27 protein-coding genes are annotated in these 25,126 nt (G+C 41.8%); 12 read left to right on the forward strand and 15 right to left on the reverse strand.

Going from position 1 to position 25,126, the window contains the following annotated elements; genetic code table 11:
- Positions 1–115: 115 nt before the first annotated feature.
- Entirely contained in the window at positions 116–1,531 is a 1,416-nt protein-coding gene (locus tag QZT69_RS15380; protein WP_294677026.1) for a serine hydrolase, read from the forward strand.
- Positions 1,532–1,891: 360 nt separating this feature from the next.
- Here QZT69_RS15380 and QZT69_RS15385 read toward each other — a convergent pair whose 3' ends face one another.
- A complete protein-coding gene (locus tag QZT69_RS15385) occupies positions 1,892–2,125 on the reverse strand; it encodes a hypothetical protein (protein ID WP_294677027.1) in 234 nt (77 codons plus the stop codon).
- Between QZT69_RS15385 and QZT69_RS15390 the strand changes: the two genes are divergently transcribed.
- The 3 genes from QZT69_RS15390 to QZT69_RS15400 all read left to right on the forward strand — a co-directional run bounded on the left by QZT69_RS15390 (position 2,124) and on the right by QZT69_RS15400 (position 4,341).
- Complete coding sequence (locus QZT69_RS15390) at positions 2,124–2,729, forward strand: FKBP-type peptidyl-prolyl cis-trans isomerase (protein WP_294677028.1); 606 nt, start codon at positions 2,124–2,126, stop codon at positions 2,727–2,729. The two genes, QZT69_RS15385 and QZT69_RS15390, sit on opposite strands and share 2 nt — an antisense overlap.
- A gap of 1 nt (position 2,730) precedes the next feature.
- Complete coding sequence (locus tag QZT69_RS15395) at positions 2,731–3,648, forward strand: FKBP-type peptidyl-prolyl cis-trans isomerase (protein ID WP_294677029.1); 918 nt, start codon at positions 2,731–2,733, stop codon at positions 3,646–3,648.
- A gap of 132 nt (positions 3,649–3,780) precedes the next feature.
- Entirely contained in the window at positions 3,781–4,341 is a 561-nt protein-coding gene (locus QZT69_RS15400) for a GNAT family protein (RefSeq protein WP_294677030.1), read from the forward strand.
- 205 nt (positions 4,342–4,546) lie between these two features.
- Here the strand turns inward: QZT69_RS15400 and QZT69_RS15405 are convergent, their stop codons facing one another.
- From QZT69_RS15405 to QZT69_RS15430, 6 genes are all read right to left on the reverse strand, one after another.
- Positions 4,547–5,170, reverse strand: coding sequence for a hypothetical protein (locus QZT69_RS15405; protein ID WP_294677031.1), 624 nt, complete (start codon positions 5,168–5,170; stop codon positions 4,547–4,549).
- Positions 5,167–5,793, reverse strand: a complete 627-nt coding sequence (locus QZT69_RS15410) for a dienelactone hydrolase family protein (protein ID WP_294677032.1) — start codon at positions 5,791–5,793, stop codon at positions 5,167–5,169. Before QZT69_RS15410 ends, QZT69_RS15405 begins: the two co-directional genes overlap by 4 nt.
- On the reverse strand, positions 5,790–6,596 hold the full coding sequence (locus QZT69_RS15415) for a hypothetical protein (protein ID WP_294677033.1): 807 nt from the start codon (positions 6,594–6,596) through the stop codon (positions 5,790–5,792). Before QZT69_RS15415 ends, QZT69_RS15410 begins: the two co-directional genes overlap by 4 nt.
- 4 nt (positions 6,597–6,600) lie before the next feature.
- Positions 6,601–6,930 carry a hypothetical protein gene (locus QZT69_RS15420; RefSeq protein ID WP_294677034.1) on the reverse strand — a complete coding sequence of 110 codons (330 nt, stop codon included), beginning with the start codon at positions 6,928–6,930 and terminating at the stop codon, positions 6,601–6,603.
- 269 nt (positions 6,931–7,199) lie between these two features.
- Positions 7,200–8,315: a DNA polymerase III subunit gamma/tau gene (gene dnaX, locus QZT69_RS15425; protein ID WP_294677035.1), complete on the reverse strand. Its 1,116-nt coding sequence runs from the start codon at positions 8,313–8,315 to the stop codon at positions 7,200–7,202.
- Positions 8,316–8,387: 72 nt separating this feature from the next.
- The gene (locus QZT69_RS15430; RefSeq protein WP_294677036.1) at positions 8,388–9,416 is read right to left on the reverse strand and encodes a DUF6340 family protein; all 1,029 of its coding nucleotides are present in this window, start codon (positions 9,414–9,416) and stop codon (positions 8,388–8,390) included.
- A gap of 211 nt (positions 9,417–9,627) precedes the next feature.
- On the opposite strand from QZT69_RS15430, the gene QZT69_RS15435 reads away from it, so the two are divergent.
- The 3 genes from QZT69_RS15435 to QZT69_RS15445 are packed head-to-tail and all read left to right on the forward strand — an operon-like array spanning position 9,628 to position 12,327.
- Positions 9,628–10,989, forward strand: a complete 1,362-nt coding sequence (locus QZT69_RS15435; RefSeq protein ID WP_294677037.1) for a pyridoxal-phosphate dependent enzyme — start codon at positions 9,628–9,630, stop codon at positions 10,987–10,989.
- Positions 10,990–11,047: 58 nt separating this feature from the next.
- Positions 11,048–11,836 (forward strand): ABC transporter substrate-binding protein, encoded by a 789-nt coding sequence (locus QZT69_RS15440; protein WP_294677038.1) that lies wholly within the window; start codon positions 11,048–11,050, stop codon positions 11,834–11,836.
- A gap of 47 nt (positions 11,837–11,883) precedes the next feature.
- The gene (locus QZT69_RS15445) at positions 11,884–12,327 is read left to right on the forward strand and encodes a DUF2141 domain-containing protein (protein ID WP_294677039.1); all 444 of its coding nucleotides are present in this window, start codon (positions 11,884–11,886) and stop codon (positions 12,325–12,327) included.
- Here QZT69_RS15445 and QZT69_RS15450 read toward each other — a convergent pair whose 3' ends face one another.
- Positions 12,328–13,677 carry a hypothetical protein gene (locus QZT69_RS15450; protein ID WP_294677040.1) on the reverse strand — a complete coding sequence of 450 codons (1,350 nt, stop codon included), beginning with the start codon at positions 13,675–13,677 and terminating at the stop codon, positions 12,328–12,330.
- A 41-nt stretch (positions 13,678–13,718) separates the two neighbouring features.
- On the opposite strand from QZT69_RS15450, the gene QZT69_RS15455 reads away from it, so the two are divergent.
- The 3 genes from QZT69_RS15455 to QZT69_RS15465 are packed head-to-tail and all read left to right on the forward strand — an operon-like array spanning position 13,719 to position 15,422.
- Positions 13,719–14,270 carry a 1-acyl-sn-glycerol-3-phosphate acyltransferase gene (locus tag QZT69_RS15455; protein WP_294677041.1) on the forward strand — a complete coding sequence of 184 codons (552 nt, stop codon included), beginning with the start codon at positions 13,719–13,721 and terminating at the stop codon, positions 14,268–14,270.
- A gap of 2 nt (positions 14,271–14,272) precedes the next feature.
- Positions 14,273–15,061: a HipA family kinase gene (locus QZT69_RS15460; protein ID WP_294677042.1), complete on the forward strand. Its 789-nt coding sequence runs from the start codon at positions 14,273–14,275 to the stop codon at positions 15,059–15,061.
- A complete protein-coding gene (locus QZT69_RS15465; protein WP_294677043.1) occupies positions 15,039–15,422 on the forward strand; it encodes a DUF3037 domain-containing protein in 384 nt (127 codons plus the stop codon). Before QZT69_RS15460 ends, QZT69_RS15465 begins: the two co-directional genes overlap by 23 nt.
- 70 nt (positions 15,423–15,492) lie before the next feature.
- Here QZT69_RS15465 and QZT69_RS15470 read toward each other — a convergent pair whose 3' ends face one another.
- Positions 15,493–15,678 carry a DUF5522 domain-containing protein gene (locus tag QZT69_RS15470; protein ID WP_294677044.1) on the reverse strand — a complete coding sequence of 62 codons (186 nt, stop codon included), beginning with the start codon at positions 15,676–15,678 and terminating at the stop codon, positions 15,493–15,495.
- Here QZT69_RS15470 and QZT69_RS15475 point away from each other — a divergent pair.
- Positions 15,612–16,607 (forward strand): 1-aminocyclopropane-1-carboxylate deaminase/D-cysteine desulfhydrase, encoded by a 996-nt coding sequence (locus tag QZT69_RS15475; protein ID WP_294677045.1) that lies wholly within the window; start codon positions 15,612–15,614, stop codon positions 16,605–16,607. The genes QZT69_RS15470 and QZT69_RS15475 overlap by 67 nt on opposite strands.
- Before the next feature lie 78 nt (positions 16,608–16,685).
- Here QZT69_RS15475 and QZT69_RS15480 read toward each other — a convergent pair whose 3' ends face one another.
- From QZT69_RS15480 to QZT69_RS15505, 6 genes are all read right to left on the reverse strand, one after another.
- Positions 16,686–17,267 (reverse strand): NAD(P)H-dependent oxidoreductase, encoded by a 582-nt coding sequence (locus tag QZT69_RS15480; protein ID WP_294677046.1) that lies wholly within the window; start codon positions 17,265–17,267, stop codon positions 16,686–16,688.
- Between the two features lie 57 nt (positions 17,268–17,324).
- On the reverse strand, positions 17,325–17,891 hold the full coding sequence (locus QZT69_RS15485) for a Crp/Fnr family transcriptional regulator (protein ID WP_294677047.1): 567 nt from the start codon (positions 17,889–17,891) through the stop codon (positions 17,325–17,327).
- 31 nt (positions 17,892–17,922) lie between these two features.
- Positions 17,923–19,431 (reverse strand): T9SS type A sorting domain-containing protein, encoded by a 1,509-nt coding sequence (locus tag QZT69_RS15490; RefSeq protein WP_294677048.1) that lies wholly within the window; start codon positions 19,429–19,431, stop codon positions 17,923–17,925.
- A 114-nt stretch (positions 19,432–19,545) separates the two neighbouring features.
- A complete protein-coding gene (locus QZT69_RS15495; protein ID WP_294677049.1) occupies positions 19,546–21,051 on the reverse strand; it encodes a T9SS type A sorting domain-containing protein in 1,506 nt (501 codons plus the stop codon).
- A gap of 264 nt (positions 21,052–21,315) precedes the next feature.
- Positions 21,316–23,397, reverse strand: a complete 2,082-nt coding sequence (locus QZT69_RS15500) for an insulinase family protein (RefSeq protein ID WP_294677050.1) — start codon at positions 23,395–23,397, stop codon at positions 21,316–21,318.
- 10 nt (positions 23,398–23,407) lie between these two features.
- On the reverse strand, positions 23,408–24,874 hold the full coding sequence (locus QZT69_RS15505; RefSeq protein WP_294677051.1) for a pitrilysin family protein: 1,467 nt from the start codon (positions 24,872–24,874) through the stop codon (positions 23,408–23,410).
- A 61-nt stretch (positions 24,875–24,935) separates the two neighbouring features.
- On the opposite strand from QZT69_RS15505, the gene QZT69_RS15510 reads away from it, so the two are divergent.
- A complete protein-coding gene (locus QZT69_RS15510) occupies positions 24,936–25,100 on the forward strand; it encodes a hypothetical protein (protein ID WP_294677052.1) in 165 nt (54 codons plus the stop codon).
- Positions 25,101–25,126 lie beyond the last annotated feature (26 nt).

The raw sequence follows: 25,126 nt of genomic DNA on the forward strand, positions 1-25,126 counted from the left end.
CTTGATAATCAATAGAATAGATGTCGTTTTTGAGATAATATTATTGGTTAAAATTACCTACCTATTATTTCGTACGAAATTATTCGTACCTTTGAATGATAAATTTCAAAGGTATATGAACATTCAACCCATTTTAACGACAGCGTTTCTATTTGCAGGCGTTCTGTCTTTCGGACAAAAGAACCAAACCGAAAAACGATTAGATTCTTTATTTACATCTCTGGCAGCGCAAAATCAATTTAGCGGAAGCGTATTGATAGCTGAAAAAGGAAAGATCATTTACAAAGGAGGGAAAGGTTACCGCAATGAGCTTTCCAAAGAGCTGAACAATTCCAAGACTATTTTCGAGCTGGCATCCTGCAGTAAGCAGTTCACGGGAGTAGGAATTGCTTTGCTTCACAGGGATAAAAAGCTGGAATATACAGACGACATTACGAAGTATCTTCCTGAGCTGAGCAGTTTTAAAGGAGTTACCATCTATGATCTGCTTCACCACACAAGTGGAATTCCTGAATTCATACTCGGGCATTTTACACAGGACTGGAAAAATGAACGGATTGCAACTCCGCAGGATGTGGTAGCTTATTTTGCAGAACAAAAAGATACGCTGGAATTTCCGTCTCATTCCAAACAAAGATATACCAATACGAATTACGTACTTTTAGCAGTAATTATCGAAAGGGTTTCCGGGAAGAAGCTGGATGCTTACCTGGCTGAAAAGATCTTTCGCCCGCTTAAAATGGATCACACTTTTATTTACTGTAGACGAGAAGCTCCGCGTAAACTGAAGAATTATGCCTTCGGCTACGAATGGATTAAAAATTCATTTGAAAAAGCAACACCGGATGATGAGCGGATTGGGAAAAAGGAGTACTATTACATGGATGGGGTTTATGGCGCTGCAAAAGTGCATTCCACGGTGGAAGACCTTTACAAATGGATAAATGCGATTAAAAATAATCAATTGCTAACCGCTCAGGAATTTGAAGAAGTGATGGCAATTACCAAAACTTCAGAAGGTAAAGACGTAAAGTACGGATTTGGGTTTGATGTGCGAAAAGGGAGTAGTTCGATCTCGTACGGACATACCGGAAGCTGGGACGGTTATATTACTTTGATACATTACAATTCCAAACAGGACCGCACAGTTATTGTGCTGAATAATTTTCACAATGGAGCTTGTCCGTATCAAACAATCTGTGAGATTATGGACAATAAACCATCTTCGAATGAATTCGTGAAAAAAGCGGATCAAAAGGAAGAAGTGATGAAACTGTATACAGGCGAATATGCCGATCCGGAAAACCCGGATGAAAAGCACATAATCACATACTTGGATGGTCATTTGGTCTATAACACGAATAAAGCGGATTGGGATATGCGCTTTTTCCCTTCTTCGGCGACGGTTTTTCAGGCCATTCGTCAGGGAGGAACCAACGGAGTGATGGAATTCAAACCCCGGGAAGATGGCAGCATGAAGTTGGAAATGAGCATGTACGGGAATGTAATAGGAAGCGGGGTTAGAAAGTAATTATTCATGAATGGAGTTCCCATTTCCGAATTCCGAATGAAATGAGAGAAATGCATAACATCAATTAGGAATTAGGAACCACTTTGGTCCTACAAAAAAGATTTGTCTTTCTTACTTTTCCTTATTTCATGAGATTTTGAATCAATTCTAACTAATAGGGAGGGTGATTTTTGAAATTAAGAATCTAACTTTTTTGATGGCTTGATACGAGTTGCTAAAACGCACAATTACACGGCCTGTAGGAATAGTACAGAATCTTCCAATCATTACCCGTCCTTCAGATTTTTTTGAAGAAACGACAACCAGTCGATTCGGTTATCAATTCCGGAAAGTGCTAATCCTGTAGTGTTTGTAAAACAACTACAGGATTGCATTTTGGATCCTGATCCCGCCTTTTCGTGAATTGATCCGGATCGACTGGTTGGCCGAAAGCTGTAATTGTGCAAAGGCAGTTTTGCCTACTTTTTCTGCCTGGGCAAAAAGTAGGGAGACAAAGAGGATTATCAGAGGTGTTGGAAATTTAACCGGACAACAATGATTAGGAACTCGTAATTCGTAATTATAACCTATCTTTGCACCAAAAAAAATAAGCATGTCACAAGATATTCAGGCAGTTAGTTACTGCATTGGTCTAAGCGTTGCAGATAGTTTGATGCAGCAGGATTTGGGAGGAATCGATCCTTCAGTTATGGCGGAAGCAATTTCGGATGTTTTCAGCGGGAAAACAACGAAATACTCACCCGATCAGGCGAATGAAATTATCCAGAAGTATATCCAGGAAATTACAGCTTCAAAGTTTGAAGTGTATAAAAACGAAGGAGAAGCATTCCTGGCTGAGAACGCTAAGAAAGAAGGAGTTACAACAACTGCTTCAGGTTTGCAGTACGAAGTGGTTGAATTGGGTAACGGACCGAAACCAACCAGTACAGATACGGTAAATGTTCATTACCACGGAACTCTGATCGACGGAACAGTATTCGACAGTTCTGTTACAAGAGGAATTCCTGCAACTTTCGGAGTGCACCAGGTGATTAAAGGATGGACAGAAGCATTGCAATTGATGCCTGTTGGATCGAAATACCGTTTGTACATCCCGCAAGATTTGGCATACGGAGCTCATCCGCATCCGGGGGGAGCAATCAAGCCGTTTATGGCGCTTGTTTTTGACGTTGAACTATTAGGAATTGAAAATAACTAAGATGAAAAAAATCATTCTTGCCTCTCTGCTATTAGCGGTGACTTTTGCATGTGGTGACGATAAAGACGCTACAAAATCATTGCCGTTGAATACACCGAAACAGCGAATTTCCTACCTGATGGGAGCTGACAATGCAGGACAATTGCTTCAGGACCCTAACTTCGCGAAATACGACAAGGACCAAATTCTAAAAGGGTTTGAAGAAGGATTGACAGACGAAAAATCATTTGATGCGGCTTGTCAGACAACCATTCAGAATTTATTGGGACCAAGCCAACAGGAATTCAATGAGAAATACGTGAAGGATGCTTCCTTGTGTATCGGTAAGTTCATCGGGGGAATGTTTAAAACAAGCTGGACACAGGCTAAATCATACAACGAGTTTGATAAAGAATACCTGGTTTACGGTTTTAGTCTTGGTTTGAAGAAAGAAGATACCCTGATCGCGAAAGATTTGAAAGCAACAATGCTGAAAGATTTTATGACAAAAGTCAACACGCGCGTGATGGCTGAAGTAACTAAAAAGGAAACAGCGTTCTTCAATAAAGTGAAACAGATTGCAACCATCAAAGAATTGCCAAACGGATTGTATATGGAAACGATCCAGGCAGGAACAGGTGGAAGTCCGACAGCGACAAGCGATGTGAAAGCTCATTATGTTTTAATGAATACTGAAGGGGATACTTTGCAATCATCCCTTAACGGGCCGCAAATCCCGGTATTTAACCTTGGAGGAGTGATCCCGGGCTGGACAGTTGGTATTCCATTCATGAAAAAAGGAGGGAAGTACAAATTATACGTTCCTCAAAACATGGCTTATGGAAAAGACTCTCCGGACCCGAATACCATTCCGCCGTTCTCAACATTGGTTTTCTATGTTGAACTGGTTGATTTCGGACCAATGGGCAGTGTAAAATAATGGATTAATCCTCTTCGTTTTCGGAGAGGATTTTTTTTGGCCGGGACTTCGCGCTCAGTCTCCGGAAGACTATTAGGAACTGATAAAGGTGAATGAGTCCCGAAGTTTCGGGAAAGGCACAATAATAAAATTATGAACATAAATAAAACAGTTTTCGAACAATTCCCGGTTATTCAAACGGAAAGATTGTTATTGCGGCAAATCCAGCTGAAAGATGCCGTAGAGATCATGCAAATGCGGCAAAATAAACGGGTAAACCAATTTATTGCGCGCAACAGCATGACAGGAGTTGAGGCAGCAGAAGAATTGGTCAAAAAGACTTCGGATGCATTTGAATCAAAAGCGGCTATCGGATGGGCCGGAATCCTGAGAGACGGATCCGAAATTATAGGTACCTGCGGGTTTAACCGGATCGATTATCCGAACAATCGCGCTGAGATCGGGGGTGAGCTTTCTGTCGATTACTGGGGAAAGAATATCGCCCTGGAAGCTGTCCGGGCAATTGTCTCTTTCGGATTTGAAAAAATGAACCTGCATGCCATCGAAGCATTCGTGTCACCGGGAAACAGGGGGGCAATATTCCTGCTGGAATCTTTGGGATTTGAAAAAGAAGCGCATTTCAAAGACAGGGTCTATTTCAACGGAACTTACCAGGATATGGCAGTTTATACACTATTTCGCTCGAAGGTTTAATAGTTCAAATGTTCAAATGTTCAAATGTTCAAATGTTCAAATGTTCAAATGTTCAAATGTTCAAATGTTCAAATGTTCAAATGTTCAAATAGATTCATTTAAGCAACAGTTCACTTTGAACCTTTTTGAACCTTCGAAGTTCGAAGAACGTTTTCAAATCCTGACACTGAAGGTCGTCAGTGAAAGAAGATTTGAACTTTTCAAGCTAAAGCTTGAAAAAGAACGCAATCCGGTAAATCAATGGAATCAGTGCACCCGGTTGACCATTTGCGGTTTGTTTTTTCATGAAATATCCTGGTCTGAAAGGGCTGTTCAGATTATTGATGACATCATACATGATTCCCGCATTTAGTCTGAAATTTCCTTCCTCACCGAATGCGTGAGAGAAACCAAACCCGACTAAAGCAGTGGGAACCCAAACGCGTTTGGGAGCAATAATTCCGTTGGTATTGCTGAAAGGATTGGATAATAGCTCAAATTCAGCACCAACAAACAGGTAGTTGAAAAAACGCCCGTGTATAAAAGCTCCGCCTCCATATACGGAATAAGATCCGCTTAGTCCGTTATTCTTGTAAAAGGAATAATGATAACGTGCAGACGGACCGAAAGAAATATATTTGTTGCGGACAATACCGAACTTTAGTCCCACACCACCGGTTCCACCGAATGTACTGGCTGAAAAGTGAATATCGGCACCAATTTCATTGTATGGAGTAAATTCTTTTGTGGTGGTTTCTTCTTCATCTTTCAGGTAAAGCTCGGTGTCTTCCTGCGCAAAACCGAAATTGCTGCTGCATGCAAGAATCAGGAGTAAAAGGAACTGTTTCATAAAATACGTATAAGTGTTTCTTTATCAATATCGTGTGTGCCTTCAAAACGGGCAATATGTATACCCCGGGATTGATAATCCGCAATCAGGATTTCCTGGTCCGCTTTCGGGAAGAACTCATCCTCAGTACCCAAAACAAAAGAGCTTTTTTTAGCCAGATTTGTATGTTCTTCAACTGCCAGGTCGGGAGGATAAACACTTGCCCAGGAAACAAAATGGTCGCAGTTGACACTGCCGTGTGCAAGCCAGCGAGCAGCCGTTGCTCCGCCTTGTGAAAAGCCGATGACGGTAATCTTTTCCGGTGAATGGTTTTTCAGCATCGCAGCGTGAAGGATGTCCAAACTCAGGATATTCAATCGAATATCTTCTTCCCGCCATTCTTTGGTCATCCAGGAAGCTCCAACTCTGCCGGAAGTTCCTCTGAGGTAAAATCGGTGTCTTCCTTCCGGGAAAACAAACAGAATGTCTTCTTGTGGAACATCCAGGAACTTTTGGCTGAAATATTCGACCAATTGTCCGTAGCCGTGAAGGACGTAAACCAGGTGTTTGACATGTTCGCCTGTTTGAAATGTCCGGTATCTGATTGAAGAAGGGACTTCTATTTTTCCTTCGGTGGAACTCATACTTTCTTCGGCAGGTTTTTGGCAAATTCCGGGTAAAGGCGGTACTTTTTTACAACCGGGTCCAGGAAGAACTTCAATTTCAAGGTTTTTTTCCGGGTAATCGAAGGAATGTATTGGTACATATCACCGATATTTTTGGTGTATGAGTCTATTTCGCTTTCATAGATTGCAATATCCATAGGCACCTGGTTCGGGTTTTCTTCGAATTCATGGAATAGCGCTTCAGGATGGTCCTCACCGGCATAATCAAAGGATTTCCATTGGAAAACCATCATCAGATCGTGTTCGTTAAATACGGAGAAATAACTTTTCCAGCCCGAGTTCCTGATGCGGTATCCTACTATCACATCTTTTCTGGTCGGAGCTACAATTGAGCGGAATTCGATATCCAGTTCTCTTCCCGGGCTTGATGGGGCAAAGATTGGATTGGAAATACGGTCCAGAGCGCCGTCGTAATAGAATATATAGTTGTAGTTCCCGGTGAACCCGATTTCAGCAGCTTTTGCCTCGCGCTTGTTCCTGATGGCTTCGTCCATGGCATATTCCAGTCGGTTGACCGTGATGATCGCGTCCTCAATCGTGTCTGCATTGATGTATTCCTTGTAAATTCTCAGGGAAAACTTTTCGTTAACCGGGATAGCCAAAGATGCCATGATCTCTCTTTTGGCTCTTGCATCCAGGCTCTCATTGCTTTTTTTACCGTCCGTATTTTCGGTAGTTATATTCGCGTCTGATGCAGATTCGTCATTACAGGAACTTGCAATAAGCAGCACGCAAAGCATGCTAATTTCAAGAATTTTCATATACTTAATAATCGATGTCTAAGTTAAAACGGTTCTTCAGGTCGAAAAGGTTTGAATTTTTCTTCGCTAATTTATCGAAACGGTCCGGACCATTCAGGTATTTGACTTCTTCCGGTGCGTCTTTGACCATTTCCAATTGAATGACGAGGTCGTAATTTTGGATTTCCTTGCGGATATATGCCATGACCTCGCCGATTGCACCTTCCAGGCGGGTTAATTGAATGGTATTGTCTACTTCAAACTGGAAAGTTGTTTCATCCAGCTGAACAGGCTCCCGTTTGATCATTACGTGATAAACCTGGTCTTGTCCGTTCAATTTTTGCGTATGCGCCATGGTTTTCCAAAGCCTCACTACGTCGTCTTTATGGAATTCCTTTTTAGGCAAATCACTTTGTGGAACTTGCGCCTTGGCTTTTTGCTGCTCAATTAAGTGATTGATCGATAAATTGTTCGAATTTAAATTTCCAGTTGGTGCTGACAGGACTTTTGCCTCTGGTTTTACCGAGAAAGCAGCTCTTTCAGGGGTTACCGAAGGTTTGTTTATCGGTTTGGATTCATTTCTGAGACTTTGTCCTGCAAATGGAATAATCGGAACAGGGTCAGTTAAGGATTTTTTTTTTCAAGCTCAGATTTAACCGAACAAATTTGCATAAGCGTTAGTTCGACCAGCAGGCGTTGGTTCTTTGCGGATTTGTAATCCACATCTGCTTTACTGAGAACACCCAGGCAGCGCAGTGCAAAAGCTGCGTCTATTTTTTTAGCCTGATCAACAAACAGTTTTTCAGTAGTTTCACCCACTTCCAGTAAGTTCGCAGTTCGCGGATCTTTGCAGATCAAAAGGTTTCTGAAATGCTCGGCAAGCCCGACTATGAAATGATGCCCGTCAAATCCTTTTTCCATGACATCATTGAACAATAAGAGACAAGCCGGAATATCTTCATTCAATGCATTTTCCACGACCTTGAAATAGTAATCGTGATCCAGTACATTGAGGTTTTCCAGTACAGCTTTATGTGTAATCGTCGTTCCGCAAAAGCTTACGATCTGATCGAAAATAGACAAAGCATCGCGCAAAGCACCGTCTGCTTTTTGAGCAATGAGGTGAAGCGCATCCGGATCTGCAGAAATAGCTTCCTGTGTAGCAACATGTGCCAAATGATCGGCAATGTCTTTTACCTTGATGCGTTGAAAATCAAAAATCTGGCAGCGCGATAAAATCGTTGGTAAGATTTTGTGCTTTTCGGTGGTCGCTAAAATAAAGATCGCATGTGCAGGCGGTTCTTCCAGAGTCTTCAAAAAGGCATTGAAAGCTGCTGTTGACAACATGTGAACCTCGTCGATGATATACACCTTGTGGGTTCCCAATTGCGGGGCGATGCGCACCTGGTCAATCAGTCCGCGGATATCGTCAACAGAGTTGTTGGATGCAGCATCTAATTCGTAAACATTCAGAGAAGCTCCTTCATTGAAGGAAAGGCAGCTTTCACACTGATCACAAGCCTCAACAGATTCCGTTCTGTTAAAACAGTTAATAGTTTTCGCAAGGATACGTGCAGTTGTTGTTTTACCAACCCCGCGCGAACCGCAAAACAAGAAAGCCTGCGCTAAATGCTGGTTCTTAATTGCGTTTTTAAGCGTATTGGTAATTGCCTTCTGCCCAACAACCGTATCAAAGGTCTGGGGTCTGTATTTTCTGGCAGAAACAACGAAATCCGACATGAACACAAAGTTAGCTAAACTTTCTCAAACAATTCAAAATGCCAAATTCAAAATTCAAAAAAGTTTGAATAATCAATTGGTTTGGTTTTCCAGTCTACCCAGATCACGGATGCGTTTCTCAAGGACATTGGAATATTGAAGCGCTTCATCTTTTCCACCTTCCACATAAGATTTTTGGATCCAAGCTTTGGCATTCTGCAGATCACCCAACACTTCATAAGCCAAAGCAGCATTGTAAGCTGCCCGTGCTTTAAACTTGGATTTCGGATTGGAATCGTATTCTTCCTTCCAGGTATTTAACGCTCCTTCCCAATCTCTCGTCAATGCTTGCCGTGCTCCAACTTTCATGCGGCCCTTTTTGCCAATGTACATCATACGCTGTTCCCAGAAATAAAGAGGTATCAGGTCGTGCGCGAAAGACTGCCCGGTATAATAGCTGACTTCACTTAAAGCCTCATTGCGCTTAATTAAACGGCCTAAAGCTTCCGCTGGGTTGGTGGAGCGCTGCACCCAGGTTTTGTCCTGTTTGTACATGTCGCGGTAAATAATTGCTTTATTAACGGGATCATAGAGCATAAAACCGGCTCTTGCAGTAGCTTTTCCGGTAATTTCCACTTCAGCATTTCCGTTGAGGATACTTTGCACCGTATTCACAGCAGTGGCTGCCGGGTTGATCACACTGAAATCGGTATCGAAAAACTCCAGGCTTAGTAAAGCGTCTGTACCGTATTTTTTACAAATACTGTCTACCTGTTCCCAGTTCATAGGAGATCCAAAATCCACACTGGTTGGTTTGGAAGCCATCATGGAGCTGTCGCATTGTTTGATCTCGAAACGTGGACTCGTTCGAAGAAGCTGATCGATCCCCCGCATGCATTCATTGGATAGCTCCTTGTCTTGTTTGGGAGTTTCCAAAGTCAGCGTTCCTTCAAGAAGTCCTGCTTTTCCCGGAATGGAGTGATTAAGCAATGCCAATGATTTGATATTCCGATCAACCGAAATTGTTGCGGGCCGTTGTACTTCAATTTGCATACCCTGTGTAGTTCTGCAGGAGCTGAAAATCAATAAGCTGGAAATACTGAGTGCAAGTAGTTGTTTCATAATATGTAGTTCGTTGCAAATATATGGATTCCTTGAATGTACATACCTGCAGCTTTAAAGTCGTTGCAGGAATATCTAAAACCGTGCCGGAGTATTCTGACCACTGACTTTTAAGCATTCCAAAACGGTACATTTCACACTTTCTTCCGTCACTTTTGCATTTTACCTGTTGAATTTTGAATTAAAACTATCTTTGTGTAAAATTCAGTACATGAAAGTTTATAACAACATATTAGAGACTATCGGGAATACGCCTTTAGTCCGACTAAACAAGCTTACCAAAAACTGTAAGGCAACTGTTTTGGCGAAAGTTGAAACAACCAACCCGGGGAACTCTGTAAAAGACCGTATGGCGGTGAAAATGATTGAAGATGCTGAGAAAAACGGACTGTTGAAGCCGGGCGGAACAATTATCGAAGGAACTTCCGGGAATACAGGAATGGGATTAGCACTTGCAGCTATCGTAAAAGGTTATAAACTGATTTGTGTATTGAACGACAAGCAGTCGAAAGAGAAAATGGATATTTTGCGTGCTGTTGGAGCTGAAGTGGTGGTTTGCCCTACAGCTGTTGAGCCTTCTGACCCGCGTTCTTATTATTCTGTTTCTAAAAGACTGGCGAAAGAAATTCCGAATTCCTGGTATGTTAACCAATACGATAACCTGTCGAACCGTGTCGCTCATTATGAGCAGACAGGACCTGAGATCTGGGAACAGACTGACGGGAAAGTAACACACTTTATCGTTGGAGTTGGAACAGGAGGAACTATTTCCGGAGTTGGAAAATATTTGAAAGAGAAAAACCCGAATATCAAGATTTGGGGAATCGATACCTACGGATCTGTTTTCAAGAAATACAAGGAAACAGGGATTTTTGACGAGAACGAGATCTATCCTTACATCACGGAAGGAATCGGGGAGGATATTCTTCCTGCAAACGTGGATTTCGATGTCATTGATTTGTTTGAGAAAGTAACGGATAAAGATGCTGCGGTTTATACACGCCGCCTGGCACGTGAAGAAGGAATTTTCGTTGGAAACTCTGCAGGTGCGGCTATCGGTGGGTTGCTGCAGTTACAGGACCAATTAACAGAAAATGATGTGGTTGTTGTATTATTCCACGATCATGGAAGCCGTTATGTCGGTAAGATTTTCAACGACGATTGGATGCGTGAGCGCGGATTCCTGGAAGAAGAGTTCAAAACAGCAGAAGACGTGATTGCACGTCATGCAGACCTGCCTTTGGTGACTTTGTATTCCGAAGAGCTGGTTTCACATGCCATTATGAAAATGCGCAAATACAACATTTCCCAAATTCCGGTTCTGAGAGACGGTGAATTGGTTGGTTCTTTGAATGATTCCCAGGTTTACCAGTTATTAGTCGATAATCCTGCATTGAGAGACACACCGATTTCGAAGATCATGCAGAAACCTTTCCCGGTTGTTCCCGGAACAGCGAAATTGGAAGACGTAGCGAAATTAATCAACGAGCAAACTCCGGCAGTAATCGTGGAGCGTGCAAACGGAGATAAGAAAATCCTGACTCGCCAGGATGTAATTGCATCATTGGCATAATAAATAAAAACCCGTTGTGGTCAGTCGCGACTAACCACAACGAAGGATTTTTATAAAAATGGATAAAAAGAATTATACAGATCAAATGCAGCGAACGGTGGAGGTGAATTCCACCGTTTCGCGTATTGTGTCGTTGGTTCCTTCGCAAACGGAATTATTGGTGGATTTGGGATTGCGGGATAAGCTGGTCGGGATTACAAAGTTCTGTGTCCATCCCAGAGGGCTGAAAAAAGAAGTGCAGCTGATCGGCGGGACGAAGCATGTGAAGGTTGACCTGGTGAAATCCCTGAATCCGGATTTGGTGATTGGAAATAAAGAAGAAAACAACCAAACGGATATTGAGGAACTGGAAAAATTCCTTCCCACCTGGATGAGTGACATTTTCAACCTGGAGGATGCGCTTGAAATGATCCGGGAGGTAGGATCGCTCACAGGGACTTCACAAAAGGCGGAAGAAATCGTATCGAAAATCAGACAGAACTTTTCCCGGTTGGAAAATCTGAAAAGAACGAATCAAACGGTTCTTTATCTTATTTGGAAAAATCCCTACATCGCAGTCGGTCCGAATACTTTCATTGATGCGATGTTAACCACTTTGGGTTTTCAAAATGCGATAAAGGAAGAACGCTACCCGGAAGTTGAAATGACGGGTTTGAATCCGGAACTGATTTTCCTTAGCTCGGAACCTTATCCCTTCAAGGAAAAACACATCGAAGAATTGCAAAATCAATTTCCCGGAAGCCAGGTTGTACTTGTCGACGGTGAATTCTTTTCCTGGTACGGATCCCGTTTAATAGACGCACCGGCTTATTTTGAAGAATTGTTAAATCAGATCGAAGCCGGATAAGTTTAAAACAGAAGTATTAAATTTATGCAGGCATATCTATTTTACCAATGAAAAAATCATTCTTCACCTTTATTTTCTTCGCGCTCGTTTATGTGGTATCTGTTTCGTTTAAGGCGCCGAATTATCATACGATAACCATTAAAGTAACCAATATCCGAAACAATAACGGTACTATCCAGCTTCAGATTTTCCGGAGTTCAGAAAACTACAACAAAGGACTGGCCTGGAAAGTTAAGGTGGTAGATAAAAGTGAAATGAAAAACAATTCACTCACATGTACGTTTACAGGAATCGAAGAAGGAGAATACGGAATAGCCCTTTTAGATGATGAAAACAAGAATAAGGAAATGGATTACACCATGTTCATGCCCGATGAAGGATTTGGGTTTGCAGATTATTACCACACTTCCTGGAGTAAGCCCAAATATGAAAATTTTAAATTTTCACTCAAGGGTGACAGAACAATGACCGCTAAAATACGCTACGTTTGATTACTGTTCAAAGATCGGCATTGAGAAAACCATTTTGGTCATTTCATGAAGCGGATGCTTGTCTTGCTTGAAATTAATTTTCCCGTTTATAGAGTAGCGATCTCCATTTTTCGGTTTGATCTCTATATGGATCGATTCGGAGCTGTTCAAAAAGTCATTGAATGCCTTAACAGGGCCCATATTCTCAATGAAAGCAGTTACAAAAGTACTTCCATAAATCTTGGTAGATTTTTCCAAATGTCCTTTGATAAAGAAAACATCATTTCCGGAATAGGGGATTATAGCATTCGGATCAACACCAATGAAATAGGTGGTCTCAGAAAGCTGCTTCAAATGGAAGACCGTATTTCCGAAGTTTAATGTCAGGTTTGGTCTGCGAACAGATTCCGGAAATGCTTTCCAAAGGTCTTCAACCTTGCATTCATGCTTCGATCGGATAATCAGGTTCATGACCGGAGTCGGTAAAAAACCTACGATACTCGGAAGACTGTCTTTCGGATCTTCCAAATAAGTCCCTTTAAAATCAACGGCATAAGCTTCGATGTCTTTAAAGTGGGGGAGCCCGTCGGGAAGGAAATTCAACAAAGTATCCGGTAATGCTTCCGGTATAAAGCGGGAATAAACGTACACACCTTCTGGTTTTAACCCGAATTTCAAACTTGGATGTAATTTTTTCGGGTAGGTAATTTCTCCTTCCAGGTTAATGGATTTCTCCTGATGTTGAATGGATAAGTTCATGGTGGAAAAACCACTCTTTGAAGGGAGTTTTCTCACTTTCAATGCAATAAACTCATTCTTTTCGGAAGCGGCCTTTTTTAATTCTTTAAATGGCTGGTTTAAAATATCTTCCAGTATTTTTTCCAATTCTGCCCGGTTCTTTTTTCCTTTGGTCTGCTGGATGAATAATCCGCAGCGGCCTGAAGCTTTTCCGGCCTGGTTGGATTTGCAATAGGCAGTTATGTTTTCACTGAATGCGGCTGCATCTTTTGTTTGGACAGCAATCAGCAGGTAGCTTTTATTGTTCCGGTCAATCCCGTAAAGTACAATATCTTCCTGCGGCTCAATGCGAAGTGATTTCTTATCGGATTCACCGTTGAAGTTCTTATCGATCAACTCGCGTACCTTTAGAATAAAGGCATCGTCTTTATCTGCAAATAAGGTGTTGTAGACTTCTTTCTTAACAAATGATTCCGCATCCAGTCTCAACACCCAGTTGGCGTCATCAGGAACAGGAACAAGCGGATTATTTTGATTAGTAGAGAGGAGATTCAGGCAAATAAAAATCAGTAAACTGGATGCTGTAAGCAGCACTACAAGGAAGGCAGCATAAAAGCGTTTTTTTATTTGCATGGCATAAAGGTAATTTTTTATTGAAATTGTAACTTTGTTTCATGGGAAAATTCTTTTTCTGGATACTTAAGTTATTCGGTTGGAAAATAGATAGTCATACTCCGGTAGGTATTGATAAAGCTGTTGTCGTTGTCGGTCCGCATACTTCTAACTGGGATTTTGTGATAGGTAAAATGGCTTTTGCACACTATAAAGTGAATGCGAAATTCCTGATCAAAAAAGATTTGTTCTTCTTTCCGCTGGGGCCTATCCTAAAGGCTATGGGAGGAATTCCGGTAGACCGTAAGAAAAACAATAACATTACGGAGCAAGCAGTAAATATCTTCAAAAACAATGAAAAGTGCTTTTTGGTATTTACTCCTGAAGGAACGAGAAGCTATCAGCCGCATTGGAAAAAAGGATTTTACTATATCGCACAGAATGCGGGTGTTCCGATCTATATCGCATATATCGATTACAAGCGCAAGATAGGCGGATTCCATTCTCCGTTTACTCCAACCGGGAATGTAGATGCGGATATCAAGTACATTAAAACCATTTTATCTGAATACACCGGGAAAGTCCCTGAAAATGGTATTCGAAAGCCAGATTGATTATGTCGGAATTGTTAAGAACAGTAAATGTTACCCGGTACATTTCTCCCCTGAGAGAAGGAGGTTCGCTTCCGGCACTGGTGGACGCAGATGACGATTTTAAGTACGTCTTGAAATTCAGGGGAGCAGGTCATGGTGTAAAAGCACTGATTTCGGAGTTCCTGGGTGGAGAAATTGCGCGGATGCTCGGATTTAAAGTCCCGGAATTGGTTTTTGTGAACCTGGACGAGGATTTCGGTCGTTCGGAAGCCGATGAAGAAATCCAGGATTTGCTTCGCGCCAGCCACGGATTGAATTTAGGGTTGCACTTTTTAACGGGCGCAATCACATTCGATCCGGTAGTAACGAATGTCGATGAGGAAATAGCTTCACGCATTGTATGGCTGGATGCTTTTATTACGAATATCGACCGCACGTTCAGAAATACAAATATGTTGATCTGGAAGAAAGAACTGTGGCTGATCGACCATGGTGCATCGTTTTATTTTCACCATACCTGGGAGAATTGGAAGCTTACAGCCCAAAGCAATTTCATGTATGTGAAAGATCATGTATTACTTCCCCGGGCTTCCAAAATGGATGAGGCGGAAGCATTCGCACATTCCAGGCTGAACGAAGAAAAACTGCACGCATTGGTAGATGAACTTCCTGAATCCTGGCTGGAATGGGAAGATTTGGAAGCAACACCGGATGAAATTAGAAATGTGTACAAACAGTTTTTAAGTATCCGGCTGAAGAGTTCTGTGAATTTTGTAAACGAAGCTAAAAATGCCCGAAATGTTCTTGTATGAATATGCAGTAATCCGCCTGGTCCCGCAGGTCGAACGCGAAGAATTCATCAACGTGGGTATCATTTTGTTTTCAAAAAAGCAAAAATTTATCCGGACTAAGATTGTGATTCCCGAAGAACGATTGAAACTCTTTAAGTGCGAAATGGATTTAGGCCAGATTAAGGCAAACCTGCATGCATTCGAATTGATCAGTGCAGGATCAAAAGCCGGCGGACCAATTGCATGTGAGGAATTACCGGAACGTTTTCGCTGGCTCACGGCCGTAAGAAGCTCAATTATCCAGACTTCGCGCCCACACCCGGGAAAGACAGCTGATTTGGAGAAAGAAGTGGAGCGGTTGTTTGAGGAATACGTGGGGTAATTATCAATTATCAAGGAATGAATTATCAAGAGTTTCAAACCTCGATAATTGTAAAATTCATAATTGATAATTACTTTCTGAACGAATCCGTTTTTTTATCATACCCATACGGACAGTGTCTGCAGCCACTTTTGCAGCAATGACCACGTTTCAAATGGTATTTTTCCGTAAAAACAATATAACCTTCCGGTGTATAATAAAAGTCTTCCGGATCTAAACCATTATTTTTGGGGAGTGGACGAAAATCATCATTCATACGACAAAATTACGCATTTCATGGAGCTCTTTGATACATCCCTTTCCATTTTACAGGAAATCAAACTGGATTCTGATCAGTTTAGGAATGTTCGTTTGCTGGTAAAACGCGACGATCTGATCCATCCGGAAGTATCCGGGAATAAATGGCGAAAATTGAAATACAACCTTGAATTGGCGGATCACCAGAAGAAAGACGGTATTTTAACCTTTGGCGGGGCTTTTTCAAACCATTTGCTGGCGGTAGCCTCAGCTTGTCATGCGGCAGGATTGAAATCAGTAGGCGTGGTGAGAGGCGAAGAATTGACTGCTGAAAGCAATCACAATCTGAAGCGTTGTTCTGAACTCGGAATGGAACTGAAGTTTATTTCGCGGGAATCTTATGACGAACGCAATGAAAAAAGCTGTCAGGAAGGCTGGAAAGAAGCCTATCCTCATTTCTTATTGGTTCCGGAAGGCGGCTCCAATTATTACGGAATGGTCGGCTGCCAGGAAATTGTAAAAGAACTTCCTACTGAAATTGATCATTTGTTCGTTGCACAGGGCACAACAACTACCAGTTGTGGTTTACTGCTTGGAATAACTGAAGAAACAAGGTTACATGTTGTTCCGGTTTTGAAAGGATTTGATGCACTTGCTGAGATGCGCAAACAGCTTTTTCCTTTCCTGGTTGACGAAGAAACAATCGATGAATATGTGAAAAGGGTAGAAGTGCACCTGGAAGCCCATTTCGGCGGCTATGGAAAATGGACTTCCGAGCTGCTTGATTTTATCTCGGAATGCAAAAAGGAATACAATCTTCCTTTAGATAAAATCTATACCGGAAAAGCATTTTATGCACTCATGGAATGGCTTTCGCAACAGAGTTTTGAAAAACCGCAGACCATCGTTTTCCTGCATACCGGCGGATTGATGAATGGTAGTTTTTGATATCCTCCCCCTTAATCGCCCTTCGGAGAGCTTGTCCCGACAGGAACTCGTCTGGAGGGACAATGGGGGAGGACAAACCTATTTCAATTTTCTTCCCCAGCTCTCAACCTTCTCCAGCCACTTTTTCCGCATTTCGGGGGTAGAATTCCGGACGATACCGATATAACTGACTGTTACCGGACTGATACCGCAGAATTTCAACACAGAACGTCTCAATTGATTAACACTCGGCCGGTGAAAAAACAGGCGGTAAAAGAAACCGGGCTGATCCAGGGTCGTAATGATGTGAGCGGTTTTACCCTTCAGGAGTTTATCCCAGAAATGAGAATTCTCCCGGTACTGAAAAGCAAATCCGGGAAGGAATAGGCGGTCAATGAATCCTTTGGTAATAGCCGGCAGGCCTCCCCACCAAACCGGGTGTATCCAAACCAGGTGGTCTGCCCATTGGATTTTCTCCCATGCTTCCAGCAGGTCGGGTTCCAGTTCCGTGCGTTTCTGGTAACCAAATTGCAGGTTCGGATTGAAATCCAGGTTTGCAATAACTATTTCTTTAACTTCAGTTCCTGTGCTTAAAACTCCTTTTTTATATGCTGCCGCGATTCCGAAATTGAACGAGTCTTTATTCGGATGTCCGTTGATGATCAAAATTTTCTTGCCCATGATTGTTTTTTGAGTAAAGCTAGTTTCATCTGATTCCTTAAAAAAGGACATTTGTCATCAAACGACAGATTTTCTTATCCTGCTCAGATGTCGTTGGGTAATTCCCAGGTACGAAGCCAGGTGCTGAACGGATATCCGACGGACGTATTCGGGCTGTTCTTCGATGAGGTTCTGGTAGCGTTCCTGTGCAGAGTCTCGCTGTAATTGGAATACGCGTCCTTCCAGTTCGAGGTATTGCTGCTCTGCCATGATTTTCAAAAAATGAATCCATGCCGGACTTTTCGCTAATAAGTCATCAATCCGGTCTTTTGGAATGACCAACAATTCTGCATCAGACAATGCCTGTATGTATTCCACGCTCCCTTTTCCGGTAATGAATGCAGAATAGGCAGCCATCATGTCGCCCGGAAAGCGAAAGCAATAGGTCATTTCGTCGCCTTTCGTAGTCATGTAGAAAGAACGGAAGACACCTTTTTCAATAAAAGCGACTTCCGAACATTTTTCACCTTCCCGGACAAAATGACTTCCTTTTTTGAAAGTCTTTTTGGAGAACAAGAGTATAGCTTCTTCTATTTCGGTTTCTGTAAACAGGTTAAACTGTGCTAAAAATAATTTCAATTGCATGGAACGAAGTTAGCAAAGTTCACCTCAAAGCTTATTCCTTCACGATCTTTTTGACAGCTGTTTTCCCGGATTGATCCGTGATTACCAATTGATAGACTCCGCCAGCCAGTGTGTTCAAATGCAAGGTGTTTTCCATGTTGGGAATGAATGAAGCAATAATTCTTCCGGCTTCATCTGCCAACTTTACTTCAACGATTTCTGCATTCGTGATAGAAATGTTTAGATCCGATGAAAAAGGATTCGGGTAAACAGTCATTCCATCCAAGTTTTCTTCGGAAAGCGTTAAACTTTGATTGATGTCAATGTCTGCCAGCATAAAATCCGAACCGTTGCTTAATAAACCGGATGAGCCACCAACCAGTAGGTGTCCGTTGTCTTTCAGCTTCATCTGCTGCAGGTAATCATTTTCCGGAGAAATATCAGCTGTAAATGTCCCTGTTCCGTTGAAACTATTGTCCAAAGTTCCGTCAGTATTTAAACGGGTAATTGAAAAACCGGCATTGTAATCCGTAATGATATGGCTTCCGCCGATCAGGAATTTACCATCTGCCTGGACTTCAAAATCAGCGTAGGGGTAGGGATGGTTCAAAATCCCGTTGTTTCCAAAATTACTGACAAGTGTTCCGTCTGCATTTATCTTCATAAGCATTGATCCCATAGCCTGCCCGCCGATTACGATCTGACCGGTTGGAAGTTCGATGGCTTTTTGCAAAAATTCAACCACTTCAGGAAAGCCCCCGGCAAATAGATCCATCACTACTTTTCCGTTTTGACCGAAATTCGAAACAAAATTGCCATCCAGATCCAGTTTACAGTAAGCCGGTTTCATGTTGTTCAAATCATTGCCGTCGTATCCAACGCAAAGAATGGTGTTGTCTGAAAGCAGGATAGCATCCCAGAGAAGAAAGGTGAAATTGGCATCAGAAAGAAATTTGGAGCCGCCGTTCCCAAAATTCGGGTCCAATACTCCGTTTGAATTGATTTTGCTGACTGTACCGGTGCCGTAACTGTTTCCTGCTAAAAGAACAGCTCCGTTTGATAATACAATCATTTTTGCAATGTGACTGTCCGAATGGTTCAGTTTAAAGATACCGTTGTTCGCAAAAGTATTGTCTAAATCACCTGTTGGTGTGTATCGAACTACAAAAGAATTGTAATCTCCCGGTCCGCTTTGGGTAGGACCTAAGTAGGACGAACCTGCAACCAGGATTTTCCCGTCGCTCTGGAGTTGAATATCCAATGGGAATTCCGAATAATCAATGGTGGTCGTAACCAATCCGTTGGTACCGAAATTAGAAATTGGAGCTCCGTGAATACCGTTTTTTGCAACAGTCAGGTGATAAATTCCCGTTCCGCCGCTCTCAATGCTGTATCCTGCACTAAAGATAACCCCGTTCGGGTCAATGGCAATCCGGTTGATTTCTGAAGTGTTGGGTGTAATGACAATTCCGTTATTCCCAAAAGTGGGATTTAAATGAACGGTCTGGGCAAATGCCGAAATTCCAGCGATTGAGATGAAAAGAGTAGAAAATAATTTCATGTTGTATGGAGTATTTGTTATCCCTAATACAACTTGAAAAAGCGAAGGTTGTCAATCAAAATAAAAAAAACATGTGGACAGACGATTAATCGCCTGCCCACGAAATGATTGGAGTTATTGTTTGATTAATTTCTTACTGATAACTTCTTGTCTATTATTCGTGAAAACAAGGTGATACACACCTGCTTCCAAATTTTCCAACGATAAAAGAGCGGTTTTGTTTACCGGGTAACTGTTAATAATCCTTCCTGTTGCATCCGTTAATTGAACTGTCGTAACAGATTCGTTTTCGATGGAAACAGTTACGTTGTCGGAGAAAGGATTCGGGTAAATGGAAAGTACTTCGGATTTGTTTCCGGTCAATCCCAACGACTCGCTCATATCAATTTGTGCCAGTGCAAAAATCGAGTTAAAATCAATCGGACGCATGGAACCTCCAATCAATAAGTGCTCGGGGCCTGCTAATCTCATGCAGTACAAAAGATCGTTTCTTTCCGTAAGATCTGTTTCAAATGTTCCGGTACTGTTGAAGCCGAGATCAATAGTTCCGTCACTGTTAAACCTTGTGATCGAGAAACCATAGTTGTTCATTGATATCAAGGAGGAACCGCCGATTACGATTTTCCCGTTCGGCTGAACGAGCATATCCCTGAAAGGGAACGTATGATTTAAAATCCCGTTTACGGAGAAACTGCTGTCAGCGGTCCCATCGGCCTTTATCTTAAGAATCAGGTTATCAGTGGCACTTCCTCCAAGAATTATTTTCCCATCGGGCAATTCCTGGGCATTTGTAATTAGTTCAATAGTATTGGGATCCGGATCCAGGTCGAAAGAAGAGATTCCGTTCTGTCCGAAAGAAGTGATCAGATCTCCCGAAGCATTTATTTTTACACAGGTTAGTTTAGAATTGGTAAAACCGGTGTCATCCAAACCATAAGATAAAATGGAACCGTCGTTTAAGGTAATTGCCCCCCGGTTAAAGAAAAAGAAAGTGCTAAGATCACTAATTGCCCTGCTTCCATTCGTTCCGAATGAATTATCCAATGTTCCTGCAGAAGTTAATTTGGTGATGTAGGTAATACCATCTGAGTATGATATCAAGCGCAGGGACTGATCGCTTTGTACCAGAACAGCATTAAATTCGCTTTGGTTGTAATCAGTCACCTCGAAAACTCCGTTCGTAGCGAAACTGGAGTCGATAACCCCGTTCGGATGATACCGCATAACGAATGCATGGATAATAGGTGAGCCACCTGGCCCGGTATCTAATCCGGTGTAATTGGATCCTGCCAGAAGAATTTTTCCGTCGGCCTGTAATTGAATATCACGTAAATCAACCGAATTAAAATTGCTGTTAAGTGCAACTCCACCCGTTCCGAATGTAAGATCCTGTGTTCCGATGGCATCATGCTTTGTCAGAACGATATTAGAACCACCGGATATGAATTTACGTCCGGCGCTGATAATGCTGCCATCCGGATTCAGGGCAATTTTGTTAATTTCTGAGGTGTTTTCCACGTAGGTAAAACCTTCATAACCGAAGGTGGGATCCAAAAAAATGTTTTGCGAGGAAGCAAAGAAACAGCATAAACATGCAAGGGGAGTAATAATGGTTCTCATAAATCAAGGTTTTGCGTTATAAGAATCAGAACGAGACTTCTTCTTAATTCGTTGGTCTTCTAACAAAAAAAGCTGTGCCGAAGGCGCAGATAATAAATAGTACAATGAATAATCTGCTAGATCTGCGGGAAGTGAAAAGAACCGTGCCCGAAGGCGCAGACCTAATCCTATCATTATTCTTAGTGCACCTGGTGCGCTTTGCGGTCAAAAAAAATCCCGCCTCAGCTCAGCCAAGACGGGATCTCCATTCAAATCGAATAATGCTTACTCAAACAATGCTTTATCAACTTCTCCGTTGAATTCAATTGTTTTTACAGTTCCTGAAAGTGTCATTTCACCCATTACCTGATTCAGTTTGTGAGCAAAAAGGAACCCGTTCACTTCTTTGTAATCATCATACATCGTTGTAGCTTCCATGGTTTCCTCACCTTCTTTAGTAATTGAAACTGTTTTGAATTTCAGGTTTGTTGCAGCATCAAAGTAGTCGTAAGACTCTTTTTGACCATCGTTTGTCATCAACACGTAATAGTCTTTTCCTGCAATGGTCTCGATACCTTTGATTTCGTATTTCATTCCTGAAGTCTTGTAAGTGGATTCAGGGAATAAGCCTTCACCTTTCTTTTTCGCAGCAATATCTTCTGCAGACATGGCTTCTTTTCCGGTTTGCATATTCATTTCAGAACCTTTTGTTCCGTCGTAATAAGAACTTTGGAAAACCATTCCCTGTGCTTCAATTTTCATTGCTTCCTTGTTCGGAGCAACAAAAGCATCAGTCATAGTGATAACTACCGGAATCTGAGGAGAAGAAAGTTCTATTTTCTTAACTACAGACTTCACTTTCTTCATTTTCTTAGCCAGCTCTTTCGCGTTCGCAGTTTTAGTAACGGTATTGATATAGCGTTCAATCAATTGATCGGCAGTGATGTCTGCTTTCTTCATTTCCTTTACAGGATTTCCGAACGGATCCAGTTTCTCGATCACACCATCCGTATCAAAAGCTTTCAACTTTGGCAAAATATCTTCGTTACCTACAACTACAATATTGAATCCGTTTTTGAAGTATTTCTGTGCTACTGTCAATACATCGTCTTTGGTAATTGCATCCAGGCGCTTCAAATAAGTTTGGTAGTAATCAGCCGGAAGATTGTCACGGATGATATTCAATGCAAAACGTGCAACTGTTTGAGGTCTTTCCAATGAACGTGCAAAGCTTCCTGCCATTGCTGATTTTGCCAGGTTTAATTCGTCATCAGTCACATAGCTGTCGCTGATTTTTCGGATCTCAGCCAATAATTCGGTGATTGCAGAATCAGTCACTTCATTTCTGAAGCTTCCGGATGTTCCGAACCAGCTTCCGTTTCTGGTTACTTCAAAGGAAGAGTAAGCACCGTAAGTATAAGCTTTGTTTTCACGTAAATTCTGCATGATACGTGCTCCGAATGAACCACCACCTAAAATGCTGTTCATAACGTTCAAAGCAATTTGATCGTTAGCTCCCGGTTTCATTTCGATAGGGAAGGTGATAGAGATCACGGATTGTACAGCTCCCGGTTTGTTTACGAAGATTACGCGGTTTCCTTTTGCTTTCAACCCGGTTCCGAAATCTTCCTTGTAAGCTTGTCCGCCTTTCCATGCTCCGAAATACTTCTCAGCCATTTTCATAGCATTCTCTTTCGTGATGTCACCTACAATTACCAAATATGCTCCGTTCGGTGTAAATACTTGTTTGTAGTTGTTTTTTACATCATCCAAAGTGATTGCAGCCAAAGAAGCTTCGTCCATAACTTCACCAAGCGGGTGGTTCGGGAAATCGATCTTTGATTCTGCGTTCGAAGCCATGGTGTTCGGATCTGATTTCGCAGATAACAACCCGGATTCGTTTTGTTTCTTGATACGCTCGAATTCACTTTGAGGGAAAGCAGCATTCATGGTCACATCCTGCATGATGTCCAATCCTGTTTCCATGTGTTTTGTCAAACATGAGAAGTAAACGGAATGTCCGTCTGCACTTAAGTCAGCTCCCATATTGTCAACTTCTTTATCCAATACGTCTTTCGAACGCTTGGTTGTTCCCGAAGTCAATAATTGCCCCATCATGTTGTTAGTTCCTGCTTTAGAACCTTCGATCATCGGGGAAGCTCCCATTGTAAGCGAGAAAGAAACACGCGGTAATTTGTGGTTTTCAGAAAGGATTACGGTAATACCGTTACTCAGTTTGAAAACTTCTGAGTTTTTAATATTGATAGTTGGCGCCGCAGCTGCAGCAGGTCTTACAGAACGATCAATTTGTTGTCCGTAAACCCCTGTAAATGCTGTTAAAGCAACCAGTGTAATTAACTTTTTCATGACTATTCTGTTAGTTTGCCTTTGGTAAATAATGAAGGATGATACGGTTGTCTTGAGTCAAATATTTTTTAGCAACGCGCTGAATATCTTCACGAGTAATGCTCATGTAAATATCCATTTGCTTATTGATCAATTCCGTGCTTCCGAAATACATTTTGTTTTGTGCCAAATTCTCTGCGATACCAGCTACAGTTGAGTTAGAACTTACGATCTGATTCTCGAACTGGTTGCGCACTGCCTGGAATTCTTCTTCGGAGATCAGGTTGTCCTGGATGGATTTAATTTCTTCATCCAATGATTTTTCCAAATCTTCTACTTTTGTTCCGTTAGCAGCAATTGCAGCAACAATCCCCAATCCCGGATCTTCCATATTGAATGCGAAAGAGAATGCAGCAACTGCCTGTTGTTTTTTCTCAACGATGTTTTTATTCATACGGGAAGAGTTACTTCCGGATAAAACTGCGTTCAGCATTTCAATGGCTGCAAAATCCTTATCCGTTTCTTTCGGGAATTTGTACCCCATGAATACCGCCGGAAGCTGGATATTGTCGTAAACAGTTTCTCTTTGAACGCCTGAGATAGGCTCAAACGCAGGATTTGGTTTCGGGATGTCGCAGGGCATTGCCGTATATTTTTTCAGCAATTCTTTTGCTTTCGCATCCGTTGGGTTGTTGAAGTTTTTTGCATCGAAAGCCATCTTCTCAACTCCGTATTTTGTTTTGAATTCCCCTTCACCCAGGTTCTCAAAATCGCGGAATAAGTTGATTGCCTGTCCTTTTGGAACAGATGCAAAATATTTATCGATCCACTTTTTAGTTTGCTCGATGTTGATATCTCCGGCGATGGAAAGGATTGCGTTGGATGGAACATAGAATGTGTGGTAGAAATTCACATAATCAATTTCCTGAGCCGCATTTAAATCCTCCATGCTTCCGATCGGTACCCAGCGGTAAGGATGGTTTTTGTAAGCCATTTTGAAGAGATTCTCCATAAATGTAGCGTAAGGCTGGTTGTCTACACGCTGTCTTTTTTCTTCTTTTACAACTTCGCGCTGTGTCTCAACACCGGTTTGGTCGACTTTCGCGTGCAATAAACGCTCGCTTTCCAGCCATAAACCCAATTCCAACTGATTGGAAGGAAGGATTTCATAATAGTATGTTCTGTCCTGGCTGGTATTTGCATTCAATGCTCCGCCGTTCTTTTCAACCAATTCGGAGTATTCTCCTCTTTTGATATTCGTAGAACCTTCAAATAGTAAATGTTCAAAAAAGTGAGCAAATCCCGTTCTGGACGGATTTTCGTTTTTAGAACCTACGTGGTACATCACAGAAACCGCTACAATTGGAGTAGCGTGCTCCTCGTGTAAAATAACATGCATTCCGTTTGCCAGATCGTATTCGATGTATTTTACCTTCTCTTGTGAGAATCCGGTGATCGAAGACGAAAGCAACAATGCTGTAAAAAGACTTTTTTTCATGTTGAATTTTTCGACTTGTTTGCACGAAAATAACAACAAAAATTGCTTTACAACTATTTCGATGAATTTCGGACAGAAAAGCGGACGAACGGCTTTAGTCAATTACGAATTCCCAATTACGAATTCCGAATTGTTTGAAAACTTTTTTGGAACGTCCGTTTGTCATTCCAAAGATTATCAGGAATTAGGGGATGATGAATACGTTGAAGATGTCCTGAATAATTAGGAATTCGGCATTCGTAATTCGCAATT

It is taken from the genome of uncultured Fluviicola sp. (assembly GCF_902168135.1).
In the GTDB taxonomy this organism is placed as follows: domain Bacteria; phylum Bacteroidota; class Bacteroidia; order Flavobacteriales_D; family Crocinitomicaceae; genus Fluviicola.

Excerpts from the sequence above, each read along its gene's own strand:
- QZT69_RS15380 (WP_294677026.1), top strand. The coding sequence starts at position 116 with ATGAACATTCAACCCATTTTAACGACAGCGTTTCTATTTGCAGGCGTT.
- QZT69_RS15390 (WP_294677028.1), top strand. The coding sequence starts at position 2,124 with ATGTCACAAGATATTCAGGCAGTTAGTTACTGCATTGGTCTAAGCGTT.
- QZT69_RS15385 (WP_294677027.1), bottom strand. The coding sequence starts at position 2,125 with ATGCTTATTTTTTTTGGTGCAAAGATAGGTTATAATTACGAATTACGA.
- QZT69_RS15395 (WP_294677029.1), top strand. The coding sequence starts at position 2,731 with ATGAAAAAAATCATTCTTGCCTCTCTGCTATTAGCGGTGACTTTTGCA.
- QZT69_RS15400 (WP_294677030.1), top strand. The coding sequence starts at position 3,781 with ATGAACATAAATAAAACAGTTTTCGAACAATTCCCGGTTATTCAAACG.
- QZT69_RS15405 (WP_294677031.1), bottom strand. The coding sequence starts at position 5,170 with ATGAAACAGTTCCTTTTACTCCTGATTCTTGCATGCAGCAGCAATTTC.
- QZT69_RS15410 (WP_294677032.1), bottom strand. The coding sequence starts at position 5,793 with ATGAGTTCCACCGAAGGAAAAATAGAAGTCCCTTCTTCAATCAGATAC.
- QZT69_RS15415 (WP_294677033.1), bottom strand. The coding sequence starts at position 6,596 with ATGAAAATTCTTGAAATTAGCATGCTTTGCGTGCTGCTTATTGCAAGT.
- QZT69_RS15420 (WP_294677034.1), bottom strand. The coding sequence starts at position 6,930 with ATGGCGCATACGCAAAAATTGAACGGACAAGACCAGGTTTATCACGTA.
- dnaX (WP_294677035.1), bottom strand. The coding sequence starts at position 8,315 with ATGTCGGATTTCGTTGTTTCTGCCAGAAAATACAGACCCCAGACCTTT.
- QZT69_RS15430 (WP_294677036.1), bottom strand. The coding sequence starts at position 9,416 with ATGAAACAACTACTTGCACTCAGTATTTCCAGCTTATTGATTTTCAGC.
- QZT69_RS15435 (WP_294677037.1), top strand. The coding sequence starts at position 9,628 with ATGAAAGTTTATAACAACATATTAGAGACTATCGGGAATACGCCTTTA.
- QZT69_RS15440 (WP_294677038.1), top strand. The coding sequence starts at position 11,048 with ATGGATAAAAAGAATTATACAGATCAAATGCAGCGAACGGTGGAGGTG.
- QZT69_RS15445 (WP_294677039.1), top strand. The coding sequence starts at position 11,884 with ATGAAAAAATCATTCTTCACCTTTATTTTCTTCGCGCTCGTTTATGTG.
- QZT69_RS15450 (WP_294677040.1), bottom strand. The coding sequence starts at position 13,677 with ATGCAAATAAAAAAACGCTTTTATGCTGCCTTCCTTGTAGTGCTGCTT.
- QZT69_RS15455 (WP_294677041.1), top strand. The coding sequence starts at position 13,719 with ATGGGAAAATTCTTTTTCTGGATACTTAAGTTATTCGGTTGGAAAATA.
- QZT69_RS15460 (WP_294677042.1), top strand. The coding sequence starts at position 14,273 with ATGTCGGAATTGTTAAGAACAGTAAATGTTACCCGGTACATTTCTCCC.
- QZT69_RS15465 (WP_294677043.1), top strand. The coding sequence starts at position 15,039 with ATGCCCGAAATGTTCTTGTATGAATATGCAGTAATCCGCCTGGTCCCG.
- QZT69_RS15470 (WP_294677044.1), bottom strand. The coding sequence starts at position 15,678 with ATGAATGATGATTTTCGTCCACTCCCCAAAAATAATGGTTTAGATCCG.
- QZT69_RS15480 (WP_294677046.1), bottom strand. The coding sequence starts at position 17,267 with ATGGGCAAGAAAATTTTGATCATCAACGGACATCCGAATAAAGACTCG.
- QZT69_RS15485 (WP_294677047.1), bottom strand. The coding sequence starts at position 17,891 with ATGCAATTGAAATTATTTTTAGCACAGTTTAACCTGTTTACAGAAACC.
- QZT69_RS15490 (WP_294677048.1), bottom strand. The coding sequence starts at position 19,431 with ATGAAATTATTTTCTACTCTTTTCATCTCAATCGCTGGAATTTCGGCA.
- QZT69_RS15495 (WP_294677049.1), bottom strand. The coding sequence starts at position 21,051 with ATGAGAACCATTATTACTCCCCTTGCATGTTTATGCTGTTTCTTTGCT.
- QZT69_RS15500 (WP_294677050.1), bottom strand. The coding sequence starts at position 23,397 with ATGAAAAAGTTAATTACACTGGTTGCTTTAACAGCATTTACAGGGGTT.
- QZT69_RS15505 (WP_294677051.1), bottom strand. The coding sequence starts at position 24,874 with ATGAAAAAAAGTCTTTTTACAGCATTGTTGCTTTCGTCTTCGATCACC.
- QZT69_RS15510 (WP_294677052.1), top strand. The coding sequence starts at position 24,936 with ATGAATTTCGGACAGAAAAGCGGACGAACGGCTTTAGTCAATTACGAA.